Origin of the sequence: Streptomyces sp. NPDC020983, assembly GCF_044333485.1 — a bacterium.
Classification (GTDB): Bacteria; Actinomycetota; Actinomycetes; order Streptomycetales; family Streptomycetaceae; genus Actinacidiphila.
Genome location: NZ_JBIRRA010000013.1, coordinates 211133 through 235720 on the forward strand (window position 1 = coordinate 211133; position 24588 = coordinate 235720).

The window sequence follows — 24588 nt, forward strand, 5'->3', positions numbered from 1 at the left end:
GGACGGAAATCCGGAGGCGATTGTCGGCACCACCCCCTACTGTCACGGATATGACGTACCTCTCATTCCCCCGGCAGCACGCGCGGACACAGCGGTTCACCCTCGGGGTGCCGCGGGCGTTCACCGTGGCGCCGGACGGGAACCGGGTGGTCTTCCTGCGCTCGCGCACGGGCACGGATTCCGCGCAGCTGCTGTGGGTGCTGGATCTGCCGGCCGCGGAGGGCGGGGCGGTACGGGAACGGGTGGCGGCCGATCCCGTGGCGGTGCTGGGCGGTTCCGAGGAGGAGCTGCCCGCGGCCGAGCGGGCCCGGAGGGAGCGCAGCCGGCAGTCCTCGGCGGGCGTCGTGGGCTACGCGGTGGACGCCGGGGTGACGACGGCCGCCTTCGCGCTGTCCGGGCGGTTGTTCACGGTGGGGCTGTCCGAAGAGGGCGGCGCTGCGCGGGAGTTGCCCGTGCCGGGTCCGGTGGTGGACCCGCGGCCCTCGCCGGACGGGCGCTGGGTCGCCTTCTCGGCGGGCGGCGCGCTGCGGGTCGTGGCCGCGGACGGCGGTGACGGTGCGGGCGGGCGCGCGCTGGCCGAGCCGGACGGGGACGACGTGACGTGGGGCCTCGCGGAGTTCGTCGCCGCCGAGGAGATGGGGCGGCACCGCGGCTTCTGGTGGGCGCCGGACAGCTCGGCGCTGCTGGCCGCGCGGGTGGACGAGTCGGGGGTGGCCCGGCGCTGGCTGTCCGAGCCCGCGCAGCCGGACCGCGCGCCGGTCGAGGTGGCCTATCCCGCGGCGGGCACGCCCAACGCCGAGGTGACCTTGTGGCTGCTCGGCCTGGACGGCTCACGCCGGGAGGTGACGTGGGACCGGGAACGCTTCCCCTACCTCGCGGCCGTGCACTGGACGGCGGCCGGGCCGCCCGTGCTGCTGGTCCAGACGCGCGGGCAGCGCACCCAGCACTACCTGACGGTGGACACGGAATCGGGCGCGACGAGCCTCGCGGCCGCCGAGGAAGATCCAGATTGGCTTGATCTTTTCCCCGGTGTGCCGGCCCTGCGCCCGGACGGGGCGCTGCTGCGGATCACCGACACCGGCGGGGCCCGCGTCCTGACCGCGGACGGCCGGCCCTGGACGGACGGCACCCTGCACGTGCGGGCCGTCCTGGCCGCCGACGGCGAGGACGTGCTGGTCAGCGCCTCGGCGGGCGAGGAGGCGGCGGAGCCGGAGACGGGCCAGATCCACGTCTACCGGGTGACGGCCGAGGGGCCGGTCCGCGTCACCGGCGAGCCCGGCGTGCACTCCGCGGTCCGCGGGGGCGACACCACCGTACTGACCTCCTCGCTGCCCGGCCGGCCCGGTGTCCGCACCCGGGTGCTGCGCGCGGGCGCGCAGGTCGCCGAGATCGCCTCGCACGCGCAGTCCCCGTCGCTCACGGCGCGCGTCCGCCTCACCGAGGCCGGCGAGCGGCGCATCCCCTGCGCGGTGCTGCTGCCCGCGGAGCATTCCGCGAGCGACGGCCCGCTGCCGGTCCTGATGGATCCCTACGGCGGTCCGCACGGCCAGCGCGTGACGGCCGCCCACGACCCGCACCTGGTCTCGCAGTGGTTCGCCGACCAGGGTTTCGCGGTGGTCGTCGCGGACGGCCGCGGCACCCCCGGCCGCTCCCCCGCCTGGGAGAAGGCGATCGGGGGCGGACGGCTCGCCGAGGTGGTGCTGGAGGACCAGATCGAGGCGCTGCACGCACTCGCCGGGTCCTTCCCGCTGGATCTCTCCCGGGTCGCGATCCGCGGCTGGTCCTTCGGCGGCACGCTCGCCTCGCTCGCGGTGCTGCGCCGCCCCGACGTCTTCCACGCCGGCATCGCGGGCGCGCCGCTGACGGACCAGCGGCTGTACGACACGCATTACACCGAGCGTTATCTCGGTCTCCCGCAGGAGCAGCCGGACGCCTATGACGCGAATTCCGTCGTGACGGCCGGGGGTATTCCCCATCTCGCGGAGCCGGCCCGCCCCCTGATGATCATTCACGGATTCGCGGACGACAATGTGCTGGTCGCGAATACGCTGCGGCTCTCCACCGCTCTTCTGGCCGCGGGTCGGCCGCACGAGGTTCTGCCGCTCTCCGGCGGGGTCACGCACATGACTCCCCAGGAGGAGGTCGCAGAAAACCTGCTCCGCCTCCAGGTCGCCTTCCTCCACCGCGCCCTCGCCGGGTAGGCGACCGGGGTCACCCGCGGCAGCGGGTGCCACCACCGCCACGTCGCGGTCCGCCGGTTCGCCGCGGTGGCGCGCGTCGCGGTTCCCCGCCCCGGGATGTCCCGCGCGCGGCTGCCCGGACCCTCCCCGGGGGTACGCACAGCAGGAAACCCGGTCCGTATATCGGTCAAGCCTCCGTCAGGTTGCACGCGTGTAAACGCGATTCGCCCCGCCAAATCGGACATGTCTCCCCCGGTGGGAAGCTGTCAAGCACGCCGGGAAGACGATCTGCTCAAGCTTCGCTCAAGAAGCAGTCGATCACGCTTTCTTCCCTCCGCGACCTCTTGACTGGAACTTGCTTTCGTTGCGACAGTCCCGGCAACTCACGACGTGTCCACCCGTCGCGGGAGTCTCAAGCCATCTGCTCGATCAGTGACAGCACCAGCGGGGGCCATCGCGATGACGAGTTCCACCGAGACCACCGTCTCCGGACCGCCCGGCGAACCGGGAGAGGTCACCGACGCCGTGCCCGCGGTCGCCCCCGAACTCGCGGGCCGCTCGCCGGGGCAGCTGATGTGGCGCCGTTTCAAACGCGATCGCGCCGGGGTGATTTCGGCCTACGTCGTGGTGTTCTTCTTCCTCATAGGAATCCTCGCGCCGGTCATAGCCAAGCTGTACGGAAACAACCCGTACAGCCTCTACGGTCAGGACGAGCCCGGCCTGCTGGACGACTTCGGGTATCCGATCGCCCCCAACGGCGGCATCAGCGGGCGCTTCTGGTTCGGCATCGAGCCGGGCCTCGGCCGGGACGTGTTCACGCAGCTCCTCTACGGCATCCGCACCTCGCTGTTCATCGCCGTGGCGGTGACGATCGCGGTGACGATCACCTCGATCCTGCTCGGCGTGACGGCCGGCTACCTCGGTGGCAAGACGGACTACTTCATCGGCCGGATCACCGACCTGCTGATGGCCTTCCCCGCCCAGCTGTTCTTCGTCGCCGTGATGCCCGTGGTCACGGCGATCTTCGTGAGCCCGACCGACGAGACGCCGACCTACCTGCGGGTCGTCGCGCTGATCGCGGTGCAGTGGTTCCTCGGCTGGATGGGCCTCGCCCGGCTGCTGCGCGGGCAGGTGCTGAGTCTGCGTGAGCGCGAGTTCATCGAGGCGGCCCGGGTCACGGGGGCCTCGTCGTGGCGCATCGTGCGCCGTGAGCTGCTGCCGAACCTGGTGACGCCGATCCTGGTCCAGAGCACGCTGATGCTGCCGACCTTCGTCACGGCGGAAGCCGGACTGTCGTTCCTGGGGGTCGGGCTCGTGGAGCCGACGCCGGACTGGGGACGGATGTTCGCCCAGGGGGCGAAGGTCTACCAGAACGACATCACGTACATGTTCTTCCCCGGCGTCGCGATGGTGATCTTCATCATCGCCTTCAACCTGCTCGGGGACTCGGTCCGTGACGCCTTCGACCCGAAGGCCGCACGTTAGGGACGCCGCTGCGGGGGCGGCGTCGCCCCGCACAGGACCGCTTTGCAGCTCATCGTTACGACGGACAGGGGTGCACAACCGATATGAGAGTCTACATGCGTAGAACGCGGGCCGCGCTGGTGGCGGTCGCCGCCGGCGCACTGGTCCTGACCGCGTGCAGCAGTGGCGGGGGCGGCGGGCACAAGTCCGTCGAGAACAAGGACGCCAAGGCCAAGCAGAGCAAGAGCGCCCAGGAGCTGGCCGGCGCCATCACCTTCGGCGACGACGCCGCGTCGAAGGGCCCGGCCGAGCCCGTACCGGGAGCGGTCAGCGGCGGGACGATGAACGTGCTGGAGCGCGACAGCTACACCCACCTCGACCCGGGCCAGATCTACGTCCAGAACGAGTACCAGCTCGCGACGCTGATCCACCGCGGCCTGACGACGTACAAGCTCGACAACGCGGGCAAGTACACCGTGGTCGGCGACCTCGCGACCAACAGCGGCGAGCAGTCGGACGGCGGCAAGACCTGGACCTTCCACTTGAAGGACAACATCAAGTGGCAGGACAACACCCCCATCACGTCGAAGGACATCCGCTGGTCGGTGGAGCGGCTGTTCGCGCCGTTCATCACCAACGGCCCGGCCTACCTCCAGCAGTGGCTGGCCAACACCAGCGGCACCGACTACCGCAAGCTGCTGCCGGCCGGCCCGTACAACGGCCAGCACCTGCCGGACACGCTGCTGTCGACGCCGGACGAGAAGACGGTCGTCTTCCACTTCGCCAAGCCCGAGCCCGACATCCCCTACCTGTTCGCGCTGCCCGGCTACGCGACCGTGGACTCCGCGAAGGACACCAAGCAGGCGTACGACAAGGCCCCGGTCGCCTCCGGTCCCTACATGATCAAGAACTTCAACCAGGGCAAGTCGATGACCCTGGTGAAGAACCCCGCGTGGGACCCCAGCACCGACTCGGCGCGGCACCAGTACGTGGACTCCTTCGCGATCACGTTCAACCACCAGTACGAGGACTCCACCAAGCGGATGATGTCCGACGCGGGTGAGAACCAGACGACGGTGAGCTTCTCCAACGCCGTCGACACCGACAACACCCCGACCGTGGTGGGCACCCCGTCGATCTACAAGCGCACGGTGGCCGGCTACCAGCCGTTCACCGGGCAGGTCGACTTCAACATGAAGCGGATCACGGACCTCAACGTCCGCAAGGCGCTCGCGCTGGCGATCCCGACCAAGCCGGTCTACCAGGCGCTCGGCGCCGAGTACGGCGCGGAGTACGCGGGCGGCTACCTCAGCCCCGCGCTGGCGGGCTACCAGAAGGCCGACCCGCTGGGGAAGATCGCCAACCCCAACGGTGACGCGGTCGCCGCCAAGAAGATCCTCACCGACGCGGGCAAGCTCAACACGAAGATCACCTACGCCTACATCAACACCACGCAGGGCCAGCAGTACTCGGTGGCCATCGCCGCCGCGCTGAAGCGGGCGGGCTTCAACGTGCAGCGCAAGGAGCTCCCGTCCGACACGTACTACGACCTGATCGGCAAGGTCGACAACCAGTACGACATCTACGCCTCCGCGTGGGGTGCCGACTGGCCGAGCGCCTCCACGGTGATCCCGCCGGTCTTCGACGGCCGCACGATCGCCGACCAGGCGCCCAACTACGCGCACGTCAACGACCCGCACATCAACAGCGAGATCGACCGGATCTCGGCGCTGACGGACCCGGCGGCCGCGCAGAAGGCGTGGTTCGACCTCAACACCTACATCGTCACCAAGGTCATCCCGGGCGTGCCCACCGTCTACTACAAGCAGCTCCAGCTGTTCGGCTCCAAGGTCGGCGGCGCCGTCTACAACAACATGTGGTCGGGCATCGACTGCACGAAGCTCTTCCTCAAGCCGTAGCACCGTCCGGCGCAACGCCGCGGTGGGGCCGGGCAGCCGTCCGGCCCCACCGGGGCGCCCGCGCACACGGCCTCCCGGTCCACCGCCGCCCGTCCTCAGAGAGCTGCGACCGCCATGCTTCGATTCCTCGTCCGCCGGACGCTCGGCGCTGTGGTCATCCTGCTGTTCATCAGCGCCTTCACCTTCTTCCTGTTCTTCGCGATACCCCACGACCCGGCCCTGCTGTCGTGCGGCAAGAACTGCACGCCGGACAACCTGAAGATCATCCACCACAACCTGGGTCTCGACCACCCGGTGCCGGTGCAGTACTACCTGTTCATGGTGCGGATGTTCACCGGCCACCACTTCGCGGCCGGCAACTGCCCGGCGCCGTGCTTCGGCTACTCCTTCGCCACCAGCGAGCCGGTGTGGCCGACGCTGATGGACCGGCTGCCCACGACGCTGTCGCTCGCACTGGGCGCGATGGTGGTCTTCCTGCTCTTCGGCCTGGCCACCGGCATGCTGGCCGCCTGGAAGCGCGGCACCCTGGTCGACAAGGCCTTCAGCTCCGCCTCGCTCGTGCTCAGCTCGATGCAGATCTACTTCGTCGGTCCGCTGGTGCTCGCGCTCGTGGTGTACAACAACCAGATCTTCGACCAGCCCAAGTACGTGCCGCTCACGCAGAATCCGGTCTCCTGGTTCAACGGCCTGCTGATCCCGTGGTGCGTGCTGTCGATCCTGTTCACCGCGAACTACACCCGTATGGCGCGCTCGACGATGCTGGAGCAGCTCCAGGAGGAGCACGTCCGCACCGCCCGCGCCAAGGGCATGTCGAGCGGGTACGTCTTCTTCCGCTACGCCTGGCGCGGCTCGCTCATCCCGATCGTGACGATCCTCGGCATCGACCTGGGATCGCTGCTGGGCGGCGCGATGATCACCGAGTACACCTTCCAGCTCTCCGGGCTGGGCCAGCTGGCGCTGCGCTCGGTGCAGCAGACGGACCTCCCGATGCTCATGGGCGTGATGCTCTTCAGCGCCTTCATGATCGTGCTCTTCAACATCGTCGTGGACGCCGTCTACGCCTTCATCGACCCGCGCATCCGGCTGTCCTAGGAGACCGGCAGTGACCACCTTGACCAAACCGGAGGACGCCGTCCCGGCGAGCGGTACCGACGCCTTCCTGTCGGTACGCGACCTGCACGTGCGCTTCTCCACCGAGGACGGCGTCGTCAAGGCCGTCGACGGGCTGTCGTTCGACCTGGAGCGCGGCCAGACGCTGGGCATCGTCGGCGAGTCCGGCTCGGGCAAGTCGGTGACCAACCTGACCGTGCTGGGCCTGCACAACCCCTCCACCACCGAGGTCGCCGGCGAGATCGTGCTCGACGGCCAGGAGCTGACCGGGGCGTCCAACCGCACCCTGGAGAAGCTGCGCGGCAACAAGATGGCGATGATCTTCCAGGACTCGCTGACCGCCCTGTCTCCGTACTACACGATCGGCCGGCAGATCGCCGAGCCGTACGTCAAGCACCGCGGGGCCAGCAAGCGGGAGGGGCGGGAGCGGGCCATCGAGATGCTGGAGAAGGTCGGCATCCCGCAGCCCAGGCTGCGCGTGGACGACTACCCGCACCAGTTCTCCGGCGGCATGCGGCAGCGCGCGATGATCGCGATGGCGCTGGTGTGCGACCCGGACCTGCTGATCGCCGACGAGCCGACGACGGCCCTGGACGTGACGGTGCAGGCGCAGATCCTGGACCTGCTCAAGGACCTCCAGCAGGAGTTCGGCTCGGCGATCATCCTGATCACGCACGATCTGGGCGTGGTGTCCAAGGTCGCCGACGACCTGCTGGTGATGTACGCGGGCCGGGCCGTCGAGCGCGGCTCGGTGCGTGAGCTGCTGACGGCGCCGCAGCACCCCTACACCTGGGGGCTGCTGGGCTCCATGCCGCGGCTGATGTCGGACGTCTCCGAGCCGCTCACGCCGATCCCGGGCTCACCGCCCAGCCTGCTGGCACCGCCGCCGGGCTGCGCCTTCCACCCGCGGTGCGGCTTCACCGGCCTGGTCGGCGGCGGGCAGTGCGCGTCGGTGCGGCCGGAACTGCCGGCCGGGCGGGGCTCGGCGTGCCATCTGAAGGACGAGCAGAAGCGGTCCGTGTTCATCGAGACGATTCAGCCGCGGCTCGGCTGATCACCAGGGCAGGCATCCACATGAGCAACGACATCTCACTGTCCAAGGACTCCGGGGACACCGAGGACACCGAGGCCGGGAAGGACGCCGGGGCGACCGCGCGCGAGACGCTGCTGGAGGTCCGCGGGCTGGCCAAGCACTTCCCGGTGATGGGCGGCTTCCCGATCAGGCGGCAGATCGGCGCGGTCAAGGCGGTCGACGGCCTCGACCTGTCGGTGCGGTCCGGCGAGAGCTTCGGCCTGGTCGGCGAGTCGGGCTGCGGCAAGTCGACGACCGGGCGGCTCATCACCCGGCTGCTGGAACCCACCGCGGGCACCATCGCCTACCGCGGCCAGGACATCACGCACGCCGGCCGCAAGGAGCTGGCGCCGGTCAGGTCCGAGATCCAGATGATCTTCCAGGACCCCTACTCGTCGCTGAACCCGCGGCAGACCGTCGGCACCATCATCCGCGGCCCGATGGAGATCAACGGCATCGACCCGCCCGGCGGACGGGACCAGCGGGTGCGCGAGCTGCTGGAGACCGTCGGACTCAACCCGGAGCACTACAACCGCTTCCCGCACGAGTTCTCCGGCGGCCAGCGGCAGCGCATCGGGGTCGCGCGGGCCCTGGCCCTGGAGCCCCGGCTGATCGTGGCCGACGAGCCGGTGTCGGCGCTGGACGTGTCGATCCAGGCGCAGGTGGTCAACCTGCTCCAGCAGGTGCAGCGCGACCTGGGCATCGCCTTCGTCTTCATCGCGCACGACCTGGCGATCGTGCGGCACTTCTCGGAGCGCATCGCGGTGATGTACCTCGGCAAGATCGTGGAGGTCGGCGACCGCGAGTCGATCTACGTACGGCCCCGGCACCCGTACACGCACGCGCTGCTGTCGGCGGTGCCCGAGGTGGAGCCGCTGTGGCAGACGGACGGCGCCGCTCCGCGTGCCGAGGCCAAGGCGCGGATCCGGCTCGCGGGCGACGTGCCCTCGCCGGTCAACCCGCCCTCCGGGTGCCACTTCCGCACCCGGTGCTGGAAGGCCACCGAGGTGTGCGCGGAGGAGGAGCCGCCGCTCGTGCGGCTCGACGGCGCGGCCGAGGGCCACCTGACCGCCTGCCACCACCCGGAGGAGCCGACGGTGACCGGCCGGAAGGACGTGGTCCTGGACCCGTCCCTCTCCGCGCTGGAGGACCGGTCCGACCGCCCCTGACGCACCGCCGTGCGGACCGCCCGGCACGCCCCCGCCTCCCGCGGGGTGGCGCCGCCCGGCGCGGTCCGTACGGCGTGACGGGCCGCCTCCGCCCGCGCCCCGCGCCGGTCGCGGGTCGGTCCCCGCGCGCCGGGTCAGTCCTCGTGCGCCCGCGGGACGACGATCTTCTCCTCCGCGAAGTGGCAGGCCGACGGGTGCTCGGCCGGGCCCGCCGTACCGCGGAAGACCTCCGGCACCGCGAGCAGCGGCTCCTCCACGACGCAGCGCTCCTGCGCCTTCCAGCAGCGGGTGCGGAAACGGCAGCCGGACGGCGGGTCGGCCGGGGAGGGCACGTCACCGGTGAGGATGATGCGCTCGCGGTGCTCGCGCGCCTCGGGGTTGGGCACCGGCACCGCCGACAGCAGCGCCTGGGTGTACGGGTGGGTCGGGTGCTCGTAGATCTCGGCGTCCCCGCCCAGCTCGACGATCTTGCCGAGGTACATGACCCCGACCCGGTCGGAGATGTGCCGCACGATCGACAGGTCGTGCGCGATGAACATGTACGACAGGTCGAACTCGTCCTGCAGCCGCTCCATCAGGTTGATCACCTGCGCCTGCACGGAGACGTCGAGGGCGGAGACGGGCTCGTCGGCCACGATGATCTCCGGCCGCAGCGCGAGCCCGCGGGCGATGCCGATGCGCTGCCGCTGGCCGCCGGAGAACTGGTGCGGGTAGCGGTTGATGTACTCCGGGTTGAGGCCGACGACGTCCAGCAGCTCCTGGACGCGCGCCCGCCGCTGCCCCTTGGGGGCCACGTCGGGGTGGATCTCGAAGGGCTCGCCGATGATGTCGCCGACCGTCATCCGCGGGTTGAGCGAGGTGTAGGGGTCCTGGAAGACCATCTGGATGTTGCGGCGCACCGACTTCAGGGCGCGGCCGGACAGCTTGCTGATGTCCTCGCCGCGGTAGATGATCTCGCCGCTGGTGGGCTCCTCCAGGTTCATCAGCAGCTTGGCCACGGTGGACTTGCCGCAGCCGGACTCGCCGACGATGCCGAGCGTCTCGCCCGGGTAGAGGTCGAAGGTCACCCCGTCGACCGCCTGGACCGCGCCGACCTGCTTCTTGAAGACGATCCCCTGCGTCAGCGGGAAGTGCTTGACCAGACCGCGTACCTGGAGGATCGGCTCGCGGCCCGGCGAACCGGACGCGGACGGCTCAGGCCTTGTCGGCTTCGGTGCTGTCGTCACCGATGCACTCCTTCCAGAAGTGGCAGGCGCTGGCCCGGTCCTGGCTGACCCGGTAGAGCGGCGGGATCTCGGTGCGGCACACGTCCCGCGCCATCGGGCAGCGCGGGTTGAAGGCGCAGCCGGGCGGGATGTGCAGCAGGTTCGGCGGCAGCCCCTTGATCGCGTACAGCTCCTGGCCCTTCTGGTCGACGCGCGGGATCGACTCGAGCAGGCCCCTGGTGTACGGGTGGGCGGGCGCCCGGTAGATGTCGTGGACCGGCGAGGTCTCCACGATCCGGCCGGCGTACATCACCGCGATCTTGTCGGCGACGTCGGCGACGACGCCCAGGTCGTGGGTGATGAGGATCAGGCCCATGTTGAACTCGCGCTGCAGTTCCGCGAGCAGGTCCATGACCTGCGCCTGGACCGTCACGTCGAGCGCCGTGGTCGGCTCGTCCGCGATGATCAGCTCGGGCTCCAGCGCCATCGCCATCGCGATCATGACGCGCTGCCGCATACCGCCGGAGAACTGGTGGGGGTAGCTGCGCACGCGCTCCTTGGCCGCCGGGATGCGCACCCGCTCCATCAGCTCGACGGCCTTGGCCCGGGCGTCCTTGCGGGACATGCCGCGGTGGACGGTGAACATCTCCCCGAGCTGCTCGCCCACGGTGAGCACCGGGTTGAGCGAGGACAGGGCGTCCTGGAAGATCATCGCCATCCGGGCGCCGCGGACCTTCCGCCGCTCCTCGCCGCCCATCTTGAGCAGGTCCTGGCCGCGGAAGACGATCTTGCCCTGGGTGACGAAGCCCGGCGGGGAGTCCAGGATGCCCATGATCGCCTGGGCGGTGACGGACTTGCCCGACCCGGACTCGCCGAGTACCGCGAGCGTCTCCCCCGCGTCGACGGAGTACTCCACGCCGTTGACGGCCCTGGCGATCCCCTCCCGGGTACGGAACTCCACGTGCAGGTTCTGCACGTCCAGCAGCGGGCCGCTCTCGGTACCGCCGGGCTCGGTGGTCATCTCGACACTGGTGGCCATGGTGTTGTCGCTCAGCTCCTCAGCGCAGCTTGGGGTCGAGGGCGTCACGCACCGCGTCGCCGAGCATGATGAACGCCAGGACGGTCAGGCTCAGTGCACCGGCGGGCCACAGCAGCATGTGCGGGGCGTTGCGGATCTGGTTGGACGCGTCGGAGATGTCGATCCCCCAGGAGACGGTGGGCGGTTTGAGGCCGACGCCGAGGTAGGACAGCGTCGCCTCCAGGGCGATGTACGTGCCGAGCGCGATGGTGCCGACGACGATGACGGGCGCGACGGCGTTGGGCGCGATGTGCCGCAGCAGCATCCGGGTGTTGCCCGCGCCGAGCGCCCGCGCGGCCTGCACGTAGTCGTTCTGCCGTGCGGTGATGACCGAGCCGCGGGCGATACGCGCGATCTGCGGCCAGCCCAGCAGCACCATGAAGCCGACGACCGGCCACACCGTGCTGTTGGTGACGACGGACAGGAAGACCAGGCCGCCGAGCACCACCGGGATGCCGAAGAAGATGTCGCTGATCCGCGAGAGGATCGCGTCCCACCAGCCGCCGAAGAAGCCCGCGAGGCCGCCCAGGACGCTGCCGAGCAGCACCACCCCGAGCGTCGCGCACACGCCGACGGTGACCGAGGCGCGCGCCCCGTAGACGACCCGGGTGTAGACGTCGCGGCCCTGCTGGTCGAAGCCGAACGGGTGGCCGGGGGCCGAACCCGCCTGGGCGCGCTGGAGGTTGGCGGCCAGCGGGTCCTGGGTGGCGATGGTGCCGGGCCACAGCGAGATGAAGACCAGGAAGAGGATGATCAGCACCGAGATGATGAAGATCGGATTGCGCCGCAGGTCGCGCCAGGCGTCCGACCACAGGCTGCGCGGCTTGCCGGCCGGCCCGCCCGGTTCCTGGCCCTCGCCGGGGGCGCGCTCCAGCGTCTCGGCGTCGGAGGCGGCCAGGTCCATGCCGCCGCCGTAGCCGCCGCCGGGGGCGATGGGGCCTTGCTCGGGGTCGAGCGGGTTGCTGTCAGGCATAACGGATCCTCGGGTCCAGGACCGCGTAGAGCAGGTCGACCAGCAGGTTCGCGAGCAGGAAGACCAGCACCAGGATGGTGACGAAGCCGACCACCGTCGGCGCGTTGTTGCGCAGGATGCCCTGGTAGAGCTGGTAGCCGACACCGTGGATGTTGAAGATGCGCTCGGTGACGATGGCGCCGCCCATGAGGAAGCCGATGTCGGTGCCGATGAAGGTGACCACCGGGATGAGCGAGTTGCGCAGCAGGTGCCGGACGATGATGCGGCGCCGCGGCAGGCCCTTGGCGACCGCGGTGCGCAGGTAGTCCGCCCGGGTGTTCTCGGCGATCGAGGTGCGGGTGAGCCGGGTGACGTACGCCAGCGACACCAGCGCGAGCACCAGCCCGGGGAGGATCAGCTCGTTGAAGGGCGCCTCCGGCGACACCGACGGGCTGGTCCACCCCAGCTGCACGCCGACGACGTACTGGAGGACGTAGCCGGTGACGAAGGTCGGCACCGAGATGACGATCAGGGTCAGCAGCAGCGCCCCGGTGTCGACGGGTTTGCCGCGCCGCATACCGGTGATGACGCCCAGCGTGATGCCGATGACGATCTCGAAGAGGATCGCGACGATCGTCAGCCGGATCGTGACGGGGAAGGCGCTGCCCATCAGGCTCGTGACGGACTCCCCGTTGAAGGCGGTGCCGAAGTTGCCCGAGAAGATGTTCTTCATGTACAGCAGGTACTGCTTCCACAACGGGTCGTTGAGGTGCAGGGCGTTGCGGATCTGCGCGGCGGTGGCCGGGTCGGGCGCGCGGTCGCCGAAGAGCGCGGCGACCGGGTCGCCGAGCGCGTAGACCATGAAGAAGATCAGGAACGTGCTGCCGATGAACACCGGGATCATCTGGAGCAGCCGCCGGATCACATAGCGTCCCATACGGAGCCTTCCGGGGAGTTCCGCCGAGCGTGCCGGCCCCCGGGGCGGGGACCTGGGCGGGGGCCGGTGGCCGCCGCTGCCGTGGTGACCGGCGCGGCGGCTCCCGGCCGCGGGGTCACTTGACCTTGATCTCGTTGTAGACCGGGACGCTGAAAGGGTTCAGCGCGACGTTCGAGAGGTTGCTGGAGTAGCCCGCGCTGCCGTTCTGGTACCACAGCGGAATCGCCGGCATGTCCTTGACCAGCTCCTTCTCCGCGTCCTGGAACTTGGACACGGACTCGGAGGTGGACGAGGCGGCGTTCGCCTCGTTGACCAGCTTGTCGAAGGCCGGGCTGGAGTAGTGCGAGTCGTTCGACGAGGCACCGGTGTAGTACTGCGGCTGCAGGAAGTCCTGGATCAGCGGGTAGTCCATCTGCCAGCCGGCCCGGAAGGGGTTGTTCATCTGCTTGTTGGTGATCCGGCTGCGGAAGTCGGCGAAGGTGCCGACCGGAGCCCCGACGCACGCCTTGTTGTTGCCCAGCGCGTTGTTGATGCTGTTGCAGATCGCGTCCACCCACTCCTTGTGGGAGCCGGTGTCGGCGTTGTACGAGATGGTGATGCCGCCACCGGGCAGACCGCCGCCCTCCTGGATGAGCTGCTTGGCCTTGGAGGCGTTGAAGGTGCACTCGTCACCGCACAGGCCCTCCTTGAAGCCGCCCGCGGAACCCAGCACCGGGGAGGTCCAGTCGGAGGCCGGGGTGCGGGTGTCCTGGAAGATCGTCTTGGTGATCTGCGGCCGGTTGATCGCCATCGACAGGCCCTGCCGGACCTTCGCCGAGTTCGGCGACGACCAGCGCGGGTTGTACAGCGGGAAGGAGATGGTCTGGATGATGCCGGCCGGCTGGTTGATGTAGCGGTCGCCGAGGTCGGCCTTGACGTTGCGCAGCTGGGAGACCGGGACGTCGTCGACCAGGTCGAGGTTGCCGGCCTGGAGGTCGGTGTAGGCGGTGTTGTTGTCGGTGTAGACCCGCAGCTCCACCCCGCCGTTCTGCGCCGGGTCGGGTCCCTTGTAGCCGTCCCACTTCTTCAGCTCCATCTTGGAGCCCTTGGTGTAGGACGAGATCTCGTACGGGCCGTTGCCGATCGGCTTGGCCAGCCAGGACTGCCGGTTGTCGAAGAACGCCTTCGGCAGCGGGTAGAAGGCGGCGTAGCCCAGGGTGTCCGGGAAGAGCGCGAACTTCTGGTTGAGCCTGACCTTGAACTCGGTGTCGGACACCTTCGTCAGGCCGGACAGCGTGGTCGCGGTGGCCTTCGCGCCCGGCGTGTCCGGGTGGACCTTGTCGTAGCCGTCGATGTAGCTGAAGAAGCTGGCGTTGAGCTGGGCGTTCTTCAGCTGCGTGTCGTAGTTCCAGGCGTTGATGAAGGAGTCGGCGTTGACCGGCTCGCCGTTGCTGAAGGTCCAGCCGGACTTGAGCTTGATGTCGAAGTTCTGCGCGTCCGAGCTGGTGATCGACTCCGCGATCATGTTCTCGGCCTTGGCGGTCTTCGGGTTGTAGATCTTCAGCCCGCGGAAGACCATGTCGAGCACCTTGCCGCCCTGCACCTCGTTGGTGTCGGCCGGCTCCAGCGGGTTCTGCGGGTCACCCCAGGAGGCCCGAACGATGCCGCCGGAGCTGCCCCCCGACGAGCCGCTGCCACCACTGTCACTGCTGCTGCCGCAGGCGGCGGCGGTCAGGGCTACGACCGTCACCCCGACGGCCCACCTCACGCGCGTGGCTCCGCGCATCGTGCGCCTCCTCATGGGTCACAAATGACACTTCGTTACCCATGACACAGCAATCGGGGCAAAGCCGCACTTCTGGGATTGCGTGTCGCGCCCCCAATACGCCGTAATATCCCGCAATGCCTTGGCCACACCGTGACGGAACGCCACCAGGGGCGCCCCCGAAACGGGGACGCCCCTGGAGCTGCGCTACGCGCCGGACCGCGGATCAGGCCGCGCCGACCACGTCCTTCTCCTCGGCGAAGTGGCACGCGGACTCGTGCGCCGCCGGGGTGTCGGAACCGGCGAACCGGGTCGGGATCGCGAGCAGCGGCTCCTCCTCCGCGCACCGCTGCTCGGCCTTCCAGCAGCGGGTGCGGAAACGGCACCCGGACGGCGGGTTGGCCGGCGAGGGCACGTCGCCCGACAGGATGATGCGCTCGCGGTGGTCGCGCGCCTCCGGGTCCGGCACCGGCACCGCCGACAGCAGCGCCTGGGTGTACGGGTGGGTCGGGTGCTCGTAGATCTCGGCGTCGCTGCCGATCTCGGCGATCTTGCCGAGGTACATCACGCCCACCCGGTCCGAGATGTGCCGGACGATCGACAGGTCGTGCGCGATGAAGATGTAGGACAGGTTGAACTCGTCCTGGAGCTTCTCCATCAGGTTGATCACCTGCGCCTGCACCGACACGTCGAGCGCGGAGACCGGCTCGTCGCAGATGATGATCTCCGGGTTGAGCGCGAGGCCGCGGGCGATGCCGATGCGCTGGCGCTGGCCGCCGGAGAACTGGTGCGGGTAGCGGTTGATGTACTCCGGGTTCAGACCGACGACGTCCAGCAGCTCCTGGACCCGCCGGCGGCGGTCGCCGCGCGGCGCCGCCTCCGGGTGGATCTCGAACGGCTCGCCGATGATGTCGCCGACCGTCATGCGCGGGTTCAGCGACGTGTACGGGTCCTGGAAGACCATCTGGATGTTGCGCCGGACGGCCTTGAGCGCCTTGCCGGACAGCTTGGTGATGTCCTGGCCCTTGTAGAAGACCTCGCCGGCGGTCACCGTCTCCAGGTTCATGAGCAGCTTGGCGACCGTGGACTTGCCGCAGCCGGACTCGCCCACGATGCCGAGCGTCTCACCCGCGTACAGGTCGAAGGACACGCCGTCGACCGCCTTGACGGCGCCGACCTGCTTCTTGATCACGATGCCCTGTGTCAGCGGGAAGTGCTTGACCAGGTTGCGCACCGACAGGATCGGCTCGCGCTCGGCGAGCTTCGCGGCGGCCGCCTCGGCCGCCTGCTCGACGGCCTCGGCGGGCTCGGGCTGGACGGGCTCGGCGCCCTGGGCGGGAATGGACTCAGTCACCGAGGGTCTCCTTCCAGAAGTGGCACGCGCTGCCGCGCGCCGTGCCGACCGGGTGCAGCGGGGGCACGTCGGTGCGGCAGATGTCCTGCGCCATCGGGCAGCGCGGGTTGAACGCGCAGCCGGACGGGATACGCGTCAGGTTGGGCGGCAGGCCCTTGATCGCGTACAGCTCCTGGCCCTTCTGGTCGACGCGCGGGATCGACTGGAGCAGGCCCTTGGTGTACGGGTGGGCGGGCTTGGAGTAGATGTCGTGGACGGGGGCGTCCTCGACGATCCGGCCGGCGTACATCACCGCGATCTTGTCGGCGACGTCGGCGACGACGCCCAGGTCGTGGGTGATGAGGATCAGGCCCATGTTGAACTCGCGCTGCAGTTCCGCGAGCAGGTCCATGACCTGCGCCTGGACCGTCACGTCGAGCGCCGTGGTCGGCTCGTCCGCGATGATCAGGTCGGGCTCCAGGGCGAGCGCCATGGCGATCATGATGCGCTGCCGCATACCGCCGGAGAACTGGTGCGGGTAGTCGCCCACCCGCTCCCGGGCGGCCGGGATGCGCACCTTGTCCATCAGCTCGATGGCCCGGGCCTTGGCCTCCTTGCGGGAGGCGCCCTGGTGCACCCGGAACATCTCGCCGAGCTGGTAGCCCACGCTCAGCACCGGGTTGAGGGAGGACAGCGCGTCCTGGAAGATCATCGCGATCTTCCGGCCGCGGATCTTGCGCCGCTCCTCGCCGGACATCTTGAGCATGTCGCGGCCCTGGAAGAGGATCTCGCCCTTCGGGATCCGGGCCGGCGGCATGTCGAGGATGCCCATGATCGCCTGCGCGGACACCGACTTGCCGGAGCCGGACTCGCCGAGCACCGCCAGCGTCTCACCGGCGTTCACCGAGTAGTTGACGCCGTTCACGGCCTTGGCGACACCGTCACGGGTGTGGAACTCCACGTGCAGGTCGCGTACTTCCAGCAGCGGCGCCGTGCGGGCGTCCGGTGCCGGGACGTTCGAAACATCGTCGATGACAGTCAACGTACGCCCTCCTAGCGCAGCTTCGGGTCGAGGGCGTCGCGGACCGCGTCGCCGAGCAGGATGAACGCCAGCACCGTGATGCTCAGCGCACCGGCCGGGAAGAGCAGCATGTGCGGCGCGTTGCGGATCTGCTCGGAGGCCGAGGAGATGTCGATGCCCCACGAGACGGCCGGCGGCTTGAGGCCGACGCCGAGGAACGACAGCGTGGCCTCCAGCGAGATGAAGGTGCCGAGCGCGATGGTGGACCACACGATGATCGGCGCCAGCGCGTTCGGGCCGATGTGCCGCAGCAGCATGCGCGTGTGCCCGGCGCCGAGCGCCTTGGCCGCGAGCACGTAGTCCTGCTCCTTCGCGGTGATCACCGCGCCGCGGGCGATACGGGCGAGCTGCGGCCAGCCCAGCAGGATGATGAACGTCGACACGGTGGTCACCGAGCCGCCCTTGACCGCGGAGAGGAAGACCACGCCGCCGAGCAGGATCGGGATACCGAAGAAGATGTCGCTGAGCCGGGAGAGGATCGCGTCCAGCCAGCCGCCGAAGTAGCCGGCCAGGCCGCCGAGCACGGAGCCGAGCACGGCCACGCCGACCGTGGACAGCAGGCCGACCTCGACGGAGTTGCGCGCGCCGTGGACGGTGCGGCTGTAGACGTCGCAGCCCTGCTGGTCGTAGCCGAACCAGTGGCCGCCGGAGGGCCCGTTCTGCGAGTTGATCAGGTCGCACTGCAGCGGGTCGGCGTGCGCGATGGCGCCCGGCCAGATCGAGATGAAGAGCAGGAACAGGATGACGAGCGACGATATGTAGAAGACCGGGTTGCGGCGCAGGTCGTACCACGCGTCGTTCCAGAGGCTGCGCGCCTTGTCCCGGCTCTCGGCCGTCGGGAGCGCGGTGCCGTCCTGGGTGGTGGGGACGCCGTCGAGGATCACGGCGTCGGTGTTCTCAGGCATACCGGATCCTCGGGTCCAGGACCGCGTAGAGCAGGTCGACGAGCAGGTTGGCAAGCAGGAAGATGACCACCAGCACCGTCACGAACCCGACCACGGTCGGCGGGTTGTTGTGCACGATGCCCTGGTAGATCTGGTACCCCACGCCGTGGATGTTGAAGATGCGCTCGGTGACGAGGGCGCCGGCCATCAGGTTGCCGATGTCCGTGCCGAGGAAGGTCACCACGGGTATGAGCGAGTTCCGCAGCATGTGGTTGGTGATGACGCGGCGCCGCGGCAGGCCCTTGGCGACCGCCGTGCGCAGGTAGTCGGCGCGGGTGTTCTCCGCGACCGAGGTACGCGTCAGCCGGGCCACGTACGCGAGGGAGACGCCGGCCAGGACCAGGCCGGGCATGATCAGGTCCTTGAAGGGCGCTCCGTCGGCCACCGAGGGGCTGAGGATGTTCCACTTCACGCCGACCAGGTACTGGAGGACGAAGCCGGTGACGAAGGTCGGGATGGAGACCACAATCAGCGTCATGGCGAGCACGCCGGTGTCGAAGACGCGGCCGCGCCGCAGGCCTGCGAACAGACCCAGCGCGACACCGATGACGGCCTCCAGCACGAACGCCACCAGAGTCAGCCGCACCGTGACCGGGTAGGCCGACTTCAGCAGGTCGGTGACCGGCTGCTGGTTCCACGCATTGCCGAAGTCGCCGGAGAAGACGCCCTTCATGTAGAGCAGGTACTGCTGCCACAACGGGTCGTTCAGGTGCAGCTGCTCTCTGAGCTGAGCGGCCGTTGCGGGGTCCGGCCTTCGGTCTCCGAACATGGCGGCCACGGGATCACCGAGCCCGTAGACCATGACGAAGATCAACAATGTGGTCCCGATGAAGACGGGAACCATCTGGAGCAGTCGCCTGATGACGTAGCGCCCCATCTGCCCTCCAGGGATCGGGCAGACGTCGGCCGGGGCTTGTGGCCCCGGCCGACATCCACACCGCGAGCGGTTGTTTGTCAGTTCCCCCGCAAGCGCGCCCGGACGTCTCCCCTATCGGACCCGCTCACTGCGAGTGGTTGAGTTGTCGCAGGTCAGTTGACCGTGATGTCGGTGAAGACGGGGTAGCTGAAGGAGTTCACCGTCACGTTCGAGACCTTGTCGGACCAGCCGCACTGGGCGTTCTGGTACCACAGCGGGACAATCGGCATGTCCTTGAGGATCTGCGTCTCGGCCTGCTGGTAGAGCTGCACCGACTTGGTGGTGTCGGCCTCGGCGTTCGCCTGGTTGATCAGGTTGTCGACCGTCTTGTTGCTGTACTTCGAGTCGTTCGAGCTACCACCGGTCGCGTACAGCGGGGTGATGAAGTCGTCGATCAGCGGGTAGTCCATCTGCCAGCCGGAACGGAACGGCTGCTTCATCTGGCCCTTGGTGATCTGGTTGCGGAAGTCCGCGAAGGTGCCCGTGGGGGCGCCGACGCAGGCCTTGTTGTCGCCCAGCACGTTGTTGATGCTGTTGCAGACCGCGTCGACCCATTCCTTGTGCGAGCCCGAGTCGGCGTTGTAGCCGAGGGTCATGTGACCGCCGGGCAGACCGCCGCCCTCCTGGATGAGCTGCTTGGCCTTGGCCGGGTCGTACTTGACCGAGTCACCGGCCAGCGTGTCGCTGTAGCCGCCCGCCGCGCCCAGCACCGGGGAGGTGAGGTCCGCGGCCGGGGTACGCGTGCCCTGGAAGATCTTGTCGGTGATCGTCTTGCGGTCGATCGCCATGGAGATGCCCAGACGCACCTTGTCCATGCCCGGCTTGCTCCACTCCTTCTCGTACATCGGGAAGGAGAAGGTCTGGATGATGCCCGCCGGCTGGTTCAGGTAGCGGTCGCTCAGGTCGGACTTCACGTGCGACAGGTCCGCGGCCGGGATGTCGTCGAGGACGTCCAGGTTGCCGGACTGCAGGTCCGCGTAGGCGGTGTCGCTGCTGGTGTAGACCTTGAGCAGGACGCCCTTGTTCTTGGGCTTGCTCGGGCCGGTGTAGTTCGGGTTCGGGACCAGCTTCATGCTCGAACCCTTTTTGTAGGACTCGATCATGTAGGGGCCGTCGCCGACCGGCTTGGCGAGGTAGGCCGCGTGGTTCGAGAAGAACTCGGCGGGCAGCGGCGCGAAGGCCTTGTAGCCCAGGCGGTCGGGCCACGTGGAGAACTTCTGCTTCAGCGCGACGGTGAAGGTGTGGTCGTCCACGACCTTCAGGCCCGACATGGTCTGGGCGGTCGGCTTGGCGGTCGGGTCGTCCGACGGGTGCACCGCGTCGTAGCCCTGGATGTCCGCGAAGAAGTACGCGTTGAGCTGCTTGTTGGTGACCAGCGCGCCGTAGTTCCAGGCGTCCACGAAGGACTTGGCGGTCACCGGGGTGCCGTCCGAGAACTTCAGGTCGGGCTTGATCTTGATGGTGAAGTTCTGCTGGTCCGTGCTCGTGATCGAGTCGGCGGCCTCCAGCATGGCCTTGCCGGTCTTGGGGTCGTACTCCTTGAGGTTCATGAAGATCATGTCAAGGACCTTGCCGCCCTGCACCTCATTGGTGTTGGCGGGCTCGAGCGGGTTCTGGGGGTCGCCCCACCACGCCCGGACGACACCGTCGGACGAGCTGCTCGCCTTGTTGCCACCGCTCTTCTTGTCACCCGAGTCATCACTCGAGCTGCAGGCGGTCGCTGCGAGGGCGATCACGGCCGCTCCTACGACCCACTTGGCGCTCTTGGCACCGCGCATGGGTTTGCCTCCTCAGGAGTCACTGTCGATACGTGAAAGGAAGGCCGGACGCTCACTGACACCCCTGACAGCGACTACGGCCTTCCTGTGCTCGTGAGTCGGCGCTCCCCATCAGCGCGTGACCCATTGACCCGAGCTCAACTTCGTCCCACTATCGGGCACGTTTGAAGTCGGATCGACACAGGGTTGGTCTCGCTTTGGTCACATCGCCCGCGATCTTGTTCCAGAATCCGGACATTATGGAACGTAGACAGACACCGGCGAATTGGGCGGTGTGACATATCTAACGGTGATTGGCGTCCGGAAAGCGGACGCATCCGGGGCATGAAGGAGGGGCCCAGGAAGCCCCGGACCCCTCACCGTTCGCTTGGCGGTCAGCAGGTGTCAGCGCTTGGCGCGGGACGCTGCGCGACCCCGCTCCTTCTGGTCGAGCACCACCTTACGGATCCGGATGGTCTCCGGGGTGACTTCGATGCATTCGTCGTCGCGGCAGAACTCCAGGGACTGCTCCAGCGACAGCAGCCGCGGCGGCACCAGGGACTCGGTCACGTCCGCGGTCGAGGACCGCATGTTCGTGAGCTTCTTCTCCTTGGTGATGTTCACGTCCATGTCGTCCGAGCGGGAGTTCTCGCCGACGATCATGCCCTCGTAGACCTCCGTGGTGGGCGACACGAACAGCACGCCGCGCTCCTGGAGGTTGGTCATCGCGAAGGCCGTGACGACGCCCGCCCGGTCCGCGACGAGCGAGCCGTTGTTGCGGGTGCGCAGCTCGCCGAACCACGGCTCGTGGCCCTCGAAGATGGAGTGCGCGATACCGGTGCCGCGGGTCTGCGTCAGGAACTCCGTCCGGAAGCCGATCAGGCCGCGGGAGGGCACGATCCACTCCATCCGGATCCAGCCCGACCCGTGGTTGGTCATCGTCTCCATACGGCCCTTGCGGGCCGCCATGAGCTGGGTGATCGCGCCGAGGTGCTCCTCGGGCGAGTCGATCGTCATGCGCTCGATCGGCTCGTGGACCTTGCCGTCGATCTCCTTGGTGACCACCTCGGGCTTGCCGACGGTCAGCTCGAAGCCCTCCCGGCGCATCGTCTCGACCAGGATCGCCAGCGCCAGCTCGCCGCGGCCCTGCACCTCCCAGGCGTCCGGGCGCTCGGTCGGCAGGACGCGCAGCGACACGTTGCCGACGAGCTCGCGCTCGAGGCGGTCCTTGACCAGCCGCGCGGTCACCTTGTGGCCCTTGCCGCCCTTGCCGACGAGCGGCGAGGTGTTCGTGCCGATCGTCATCGAGATGGCCGGCTCGTCGACCGTGATGAGCGGCAGCGCGACCGGGTTGTCCGGGTCGGCGAGGGTCTCGCCGATCATGATGTCCGGGATGCCCGCGACCGCGCAGATGTCACCGGGGCCCGCGCTCTCGGCCGGACCGCGGGTCAGCGCCTCGGTCATCAGCAGCTCGGTGATGCGGACGTTGGAGATGCTGCCGTCCCGCTTGATCCACGCGACGGTCTGCCCCTTGCGCAGGTAGCCCTGCTCGACGCGCAGCAGCGCGATACGGCCGAGGAAGTTGTCGGCGTCCAGGTTGGTGACGTGCGCCTGGAGCGGGGCCTCCTCGTCGTACGTCGGCGCCGGGACGTGCTCCAGCAGCGTGGAGAAGAACGGCTCCAGGTTGGTGCTGTCCGCCGGGACCGTGCCGTCGGCCGGCTTGGTCAGCGAGGCGACGCCGTCCCGGGCGCACGCGTAGACGATCGGGAACTCGATCTGGTCCTCGTCGGCGTCCAGGTCCAGGAAGAGGTCGTAGGTCTCGTTGACGACCTCGTCGATCCGGGCGTCCGGGCGGTCCGTCTTGTTGATGCACAGAATCACCGGGAGGCGGGCGGACAGCGCCTTGCGGAGCACGAAGCGGGTCTGCGGCAGCGGGCCCTCGGAGGCGTCCACCAGCAGCACGACGGCGTCCACCATGGACAGCCCGCGCTCCACCTCGCCGCCGAAGTCGGCGTGGCCGGGGGTGTCGATGATGTTGATCGTGACCGGGTCCCCGCCGTCCTTCGGGTGGTACTTCACCGCGGTGTTCTTCGCGAGAATGGTGATGCCCTTCTCGCGCTCCAGGTCGTTGGAGTCCATCATCCGGTCGTCCAGATGCTGGTGCGCCGAGAAGGCGCCCGCCTGCTTGAGCATGGCGTCGACGAGGGTCGTCTTGCCGTGGTCGACGTGGGCGACGATGGCGACGTTACGGATGTCGTGGCGCGTGGTCATGCTGGGGGGCTTCTCCCGATCGTGGATGGCGTCGCGTTCCGGTCCGACGCGCTCGCCTCGCCGGGCAGAACTCACGCCACGGCCGCCTCCCATGGTACGTGCCCCGCCTGATGCCGCCCGCCGGAGCACCCCGCCGCGCGGGTCCCGGCCCCGGCGGGGCTCCCCCGGGGAGCCCCGCTCCCCGCCGGAGGGCACCGGCGTTCCGCCCCGGCGGAGCGCCCTGCCGCCCTCCGACCGGGGCGGCTCGGGGAACGGGCGCCGGGGATGCCATGATCCGGGGCGTGTACACGCCACCCGCGCCGCCGCACGACGCCACCGTGCCGCCGCCCCCGCCCGGCCTCCCCGACGCGCCCGCGAACCGCAGCCGGACGGTCACCCTGGTCATCGCCGCCGCCGTCGGCGGCACCGTCGGCGCCTTGGGAAGTTCCCACACGCTGCCCTTCCCCGAGCGGTACTTCCTGCTCCTGCTCGCCGGGGTGCTGCTCGCCGTCTCGCTGCACAACGTGCTCACCCGGCTGCTGGGGCCCCTCACCGGGCTCGCGCCCGTCTACTCCTCGATCGGCGCCGGTGCCTGGCTGTGGGCCGGCACCGTCGGCGGGCGGCTGCTCGTCGTGCGGCCGCTGCCGATCATCCTCTACAGCCCCTGCATGGTCGTCGCCGACCGGCCCGGACTGCGGCGCAGGCTGTGGTGGGGCGCCCTCGTGCAGCTGCTCCTCCAGGCCGCGGTGGCCGCGGCGCTCGTCGCCGCGGGCGGGCCCGCCGAGGCGGTCGGCTGGGGCATCGCCCTCCTCACCGTCCTCATCCACGTCCTCGCGCCGGGCCGGGTCACCAGCCCCGCGTGGCGGCTGCTGCGGCTGCCCTTTGGGAAGGAGGAGGCCAAGCTCGGCGAATGGCGGATCGACGACGCCACGCTCGCCGCCACGCGGGCGGCGGGCGCCGGGCGTGTCGACCTCATGCGCGCCGCGCTCGCCGCCGCACCGCCGTCCGACTCACCGCGCAGGCTCACCCTCGCCACGATGCTCGCCCTCGCCGAGGGCCGCTCCGTCGAGGCCGCGCACGCGGCGGTGGACCTCTACGCACGGTCCACCGCGCCCACGCTGCGGGCCGGGGCGCTCTCCCTCTACGCCGCCGCGATCAGCGACGGGGTCCGCGCCGGGAGCATCCCGGCGGAGCAGGGGCTGCCGTACTTCGCGGCGGCGATGACCGGGCTGCGGGCCCAGGCGCCCGCCGTCCTCCGCCGCACCGACCTCCCCGCCCGCGAGGCGTACTTCCAGGGGCGGCTGCCGGTGGCCGCGAAGCTCGCGGCGCGGGCCGCGGCGAACGCGCCGGAGGCGCTTTCCCGGGCCGGGGCGCTCGACACGCTGGCCGCCGTGCACGCCGCCGCGGGCCGCCCCGCCGAGGCAGCCCGCGCGCACGCCCGGGCTGCGGCCCTCGTCCGCCTCTGACCGCCCGGGGG

At 69.4% G+C, this 24588-nt stretch carries 18 protein-coding genes; 7 read left to right on the forward strand and 11 right to left on the reverse strand.

Going from position 1 to position 24588, the window contains the following annotated elements; all coding sequences use genetic code 11:
* Positions 1-50: 50 nt before the first annotated feature.
* From ACH4SE_RS27520 to ACH4SE_RS27545, 6 genes are all read left to right on the forward strand, one after another.
* Positions 51-2201, forward strand: coding sequence for a prolyl oligopeptidase family serine peptidase (locus ACH4SE_RS27520; RefSeq protein WP_398546167.1), 2151 nt, complete (start codon positions 51-53; stop codon positions 2199-2201).
* Between the two features lie 438 nt (positions 2202-2639).
* Positions 2640-3665, forward strand: coding sequence for an ABC transporter permease (locus tag ACH4SE_RS27525; protein WP_398546204.1), 1026 nt, complete (start codon positions 2640-2642; stop codon positions 3663-3665).
* Positions 3666-3760: 95 nt separating this feature from the next.
* Positions 3761-5563 carry an ABC transporter substrate-binding protein gene (locus ACH4SE_RS27530; RefSeq protein ID WP_398546168.1) on the forward strand — a complete coding sequence of 601 codons (1803 nt, stop codon included), beginning with the start codon at positions 3761-3763 and terminating at the stop codon, positions 5561-5563.
* Positions 5564-5677: 114 nt separating this feature from the next.
* The gene (locus ACH4SE_RS27535) at positions 5678-6655 is read left to right on the forward strand and encodes an ABC transporter permease (protein ID WP_398546169.1); all 978 of its coding nucleotides are present in this window, start codon (positions 5678-5680) and stop codon (positions 6653-6655) included.
* 10 nt (positions 6656-6665) lie between these two features.
* Complete coding sequence (locus ACH4SE_RS27540; RefSeq protein ID WP_398546170.1) at positions 6666-7727, forward strand: ABC transporter ATP-binding protein; 1062 nt, start codon at positions 6666-6668, stop codon at positions 7725-7727.
* Positions 7728-7747: 20 nt separating this feature from the next.
* A complete protein-coding gene (locus tag ACH4SE_RS27545; RefSeq protein ID WP_398546171.1) occupies positions 7748-8914 on the forward strand; it encodes an ABC transporter ATP-binding protein in 1167 nt (388 codons plus the stop codon).
* A gap of 134 nt (positions 8915-9048) precedes the next feature.
* On the opposite strand, the gene ACH4SE_RS27550 is transcribed toward ACH4SE_RS27545, so the two are convergent.
* The 11 genes from ACH4SE_RS27550 to typA form a co-directional block, all read right to left on the reverse strand.
* The gene (locus tag ACH4SE_RS27550) at positions 9049-10140 is read right to left on the reverse strand and encodes an ABC transporter ATP-binding protein (protein ID WP_398546172.1); all 1092 of its coding nucleotides are present in this window, start codon (positions 10138-10140) and stop codon (positions 9049-9051) included.
* Positions 10109-11158, reverse strand: coding sequence for an ABC transporter ATP-binding protein (locus ACH4SE_RS27555; protein ID WP_398546173.1), 1050 nt, complete (start codon positions 11156-11158; stop codon positions 10109-10111). Before ACH4SE_RS27555 ends, ACH4SE_RS27550 begins: the two co-directional genes overlap by 32 nt.
* 19 nt (positions 11159-11177) lie before the next feature.
* Positions 11178-12170, reverse strand: coding sequence for an ABC transporter permease (locus tag ACH4SE_RS27560; protein WP_398546174.1), 993 nt, complete (start codon positions 12168-12170; stop codon positions 11178-11180).
* Positions 12163-13086 carry an ABC transporter permease gene (locus tag ACH4SE_RS27565; protein ID WP_398546175.1) on the reverse strand — a complete coding sequence of 308 codons (924 nt, stop codon included), beginning with the start codon at positions 13084-13086 and terminating at the stop codon, positions 12163-12165. The genes ACH4SE_RS27560 and ACH4SE_RS27565 overlap by 8 nt, the downstream gene beginning before the upstream one ends.
* Before the next feature lie 115 nt (positions 13087-13201).
* Positions 13202-14851, reverse strand: coding sequence for an ABC transporter substrate-binding protein (locus ACH4SE_RS27570; RefSeq protein WP_398546176.1), 1650 nt, complete (start codon positions 14849-14851; stop codon positions 13202-13204).
* Positions 14852-15056: 205 nt separating this feature from the next.
* Positions 15057-16184, reverse strand: a complete 1128-nt coding sequence (locus tag ACH4SE_RS27575; protein WP_398546177.1) for an ABC transporter ATP-binding protein — start codon at positions 16182-16184, stop codon at positions 15057-15059.
* Positions 16177-17205 carry an ABC transporter ATP-binding protein gene (locus ACH4SE_RS27580; RefSeq protein WP_398546178.1) on the reverse strand — a complete coding sequence of 343 codons (1029 nt, stop codon included), beginning with the start codon at positions 17203-17205 and terminating at the stop codon, positions 16177-16179. Before ACH4SE_RS27580 ends, ACH4SE_RS27575 begins: the two co-directional genes overlap by 8 nt.
* Positions 17206-17216: 11 nt before the next feature.
* On the reverse strand, positions 17217-18149 hold the full coding sequence (locus ACH4SE_RS27585) for an ABC transporter permease (RefSeq protein WP_398546179.1): 933 nt from the start codon (positions 18147-18149) through the stop codon (positions 17217-17219).
* Entirely contained in the window at positions 18142-19065 is a 924-nt protein-coding gene (locus ACH4SE_RS27590) for an ABC transporter permease (protein WP_398546180.1), read from the reverse strand. The genes ACH4SE_RS27585 and ACH4SE_RS27590 overlap by 8 nt, the downstream gene beginning before the upstream one ends.
* A gap of 152 nt (positions 19066-19217) precedes the next feature.
* On the reverse strand, positions 19218-20882 hold the full coding sequence (locus ACH4SE_RS27595; RefSeq protein ID WP_398546181.1) for an ABC transporter substrate-binding protein: 1665 nt from the start codon (positions 20880-20882) through the stop codon (positions 19218-19220).
* Positions 20883-21266: 384 nt separating this feature from the next.
* The gene (typA, locus tag ACH4SE_RS27600) at positions 21267-23132 is read right to left on the reverse strand and encodes a translational GTPase TypA (protein ID WP_398546182.1); all 1866 of its coding nucleotides are present in this window, start codon (positions 23130-23132) and stop codon (positions 21267-21269) included.
* A gap of 281 nt (positions 23133-23413) precedes the next feature.
* On the opposite strand from typA, the gene ACH4SE_RS27605 reads away from it, so the two are divergent.
* Positions 23414-24577, forward strand: a complete 1164-nt coding sequence (locus ACH4SE_RS27605) for a hypothetical protein (RefSeq protein ID WP_398546183.1) — start codon at positions 23414-23416, stop codon at positions 24575-24577.
* The last annotated feature ends 11 nt before the right edge of the window (positions 24578-24588 follow it).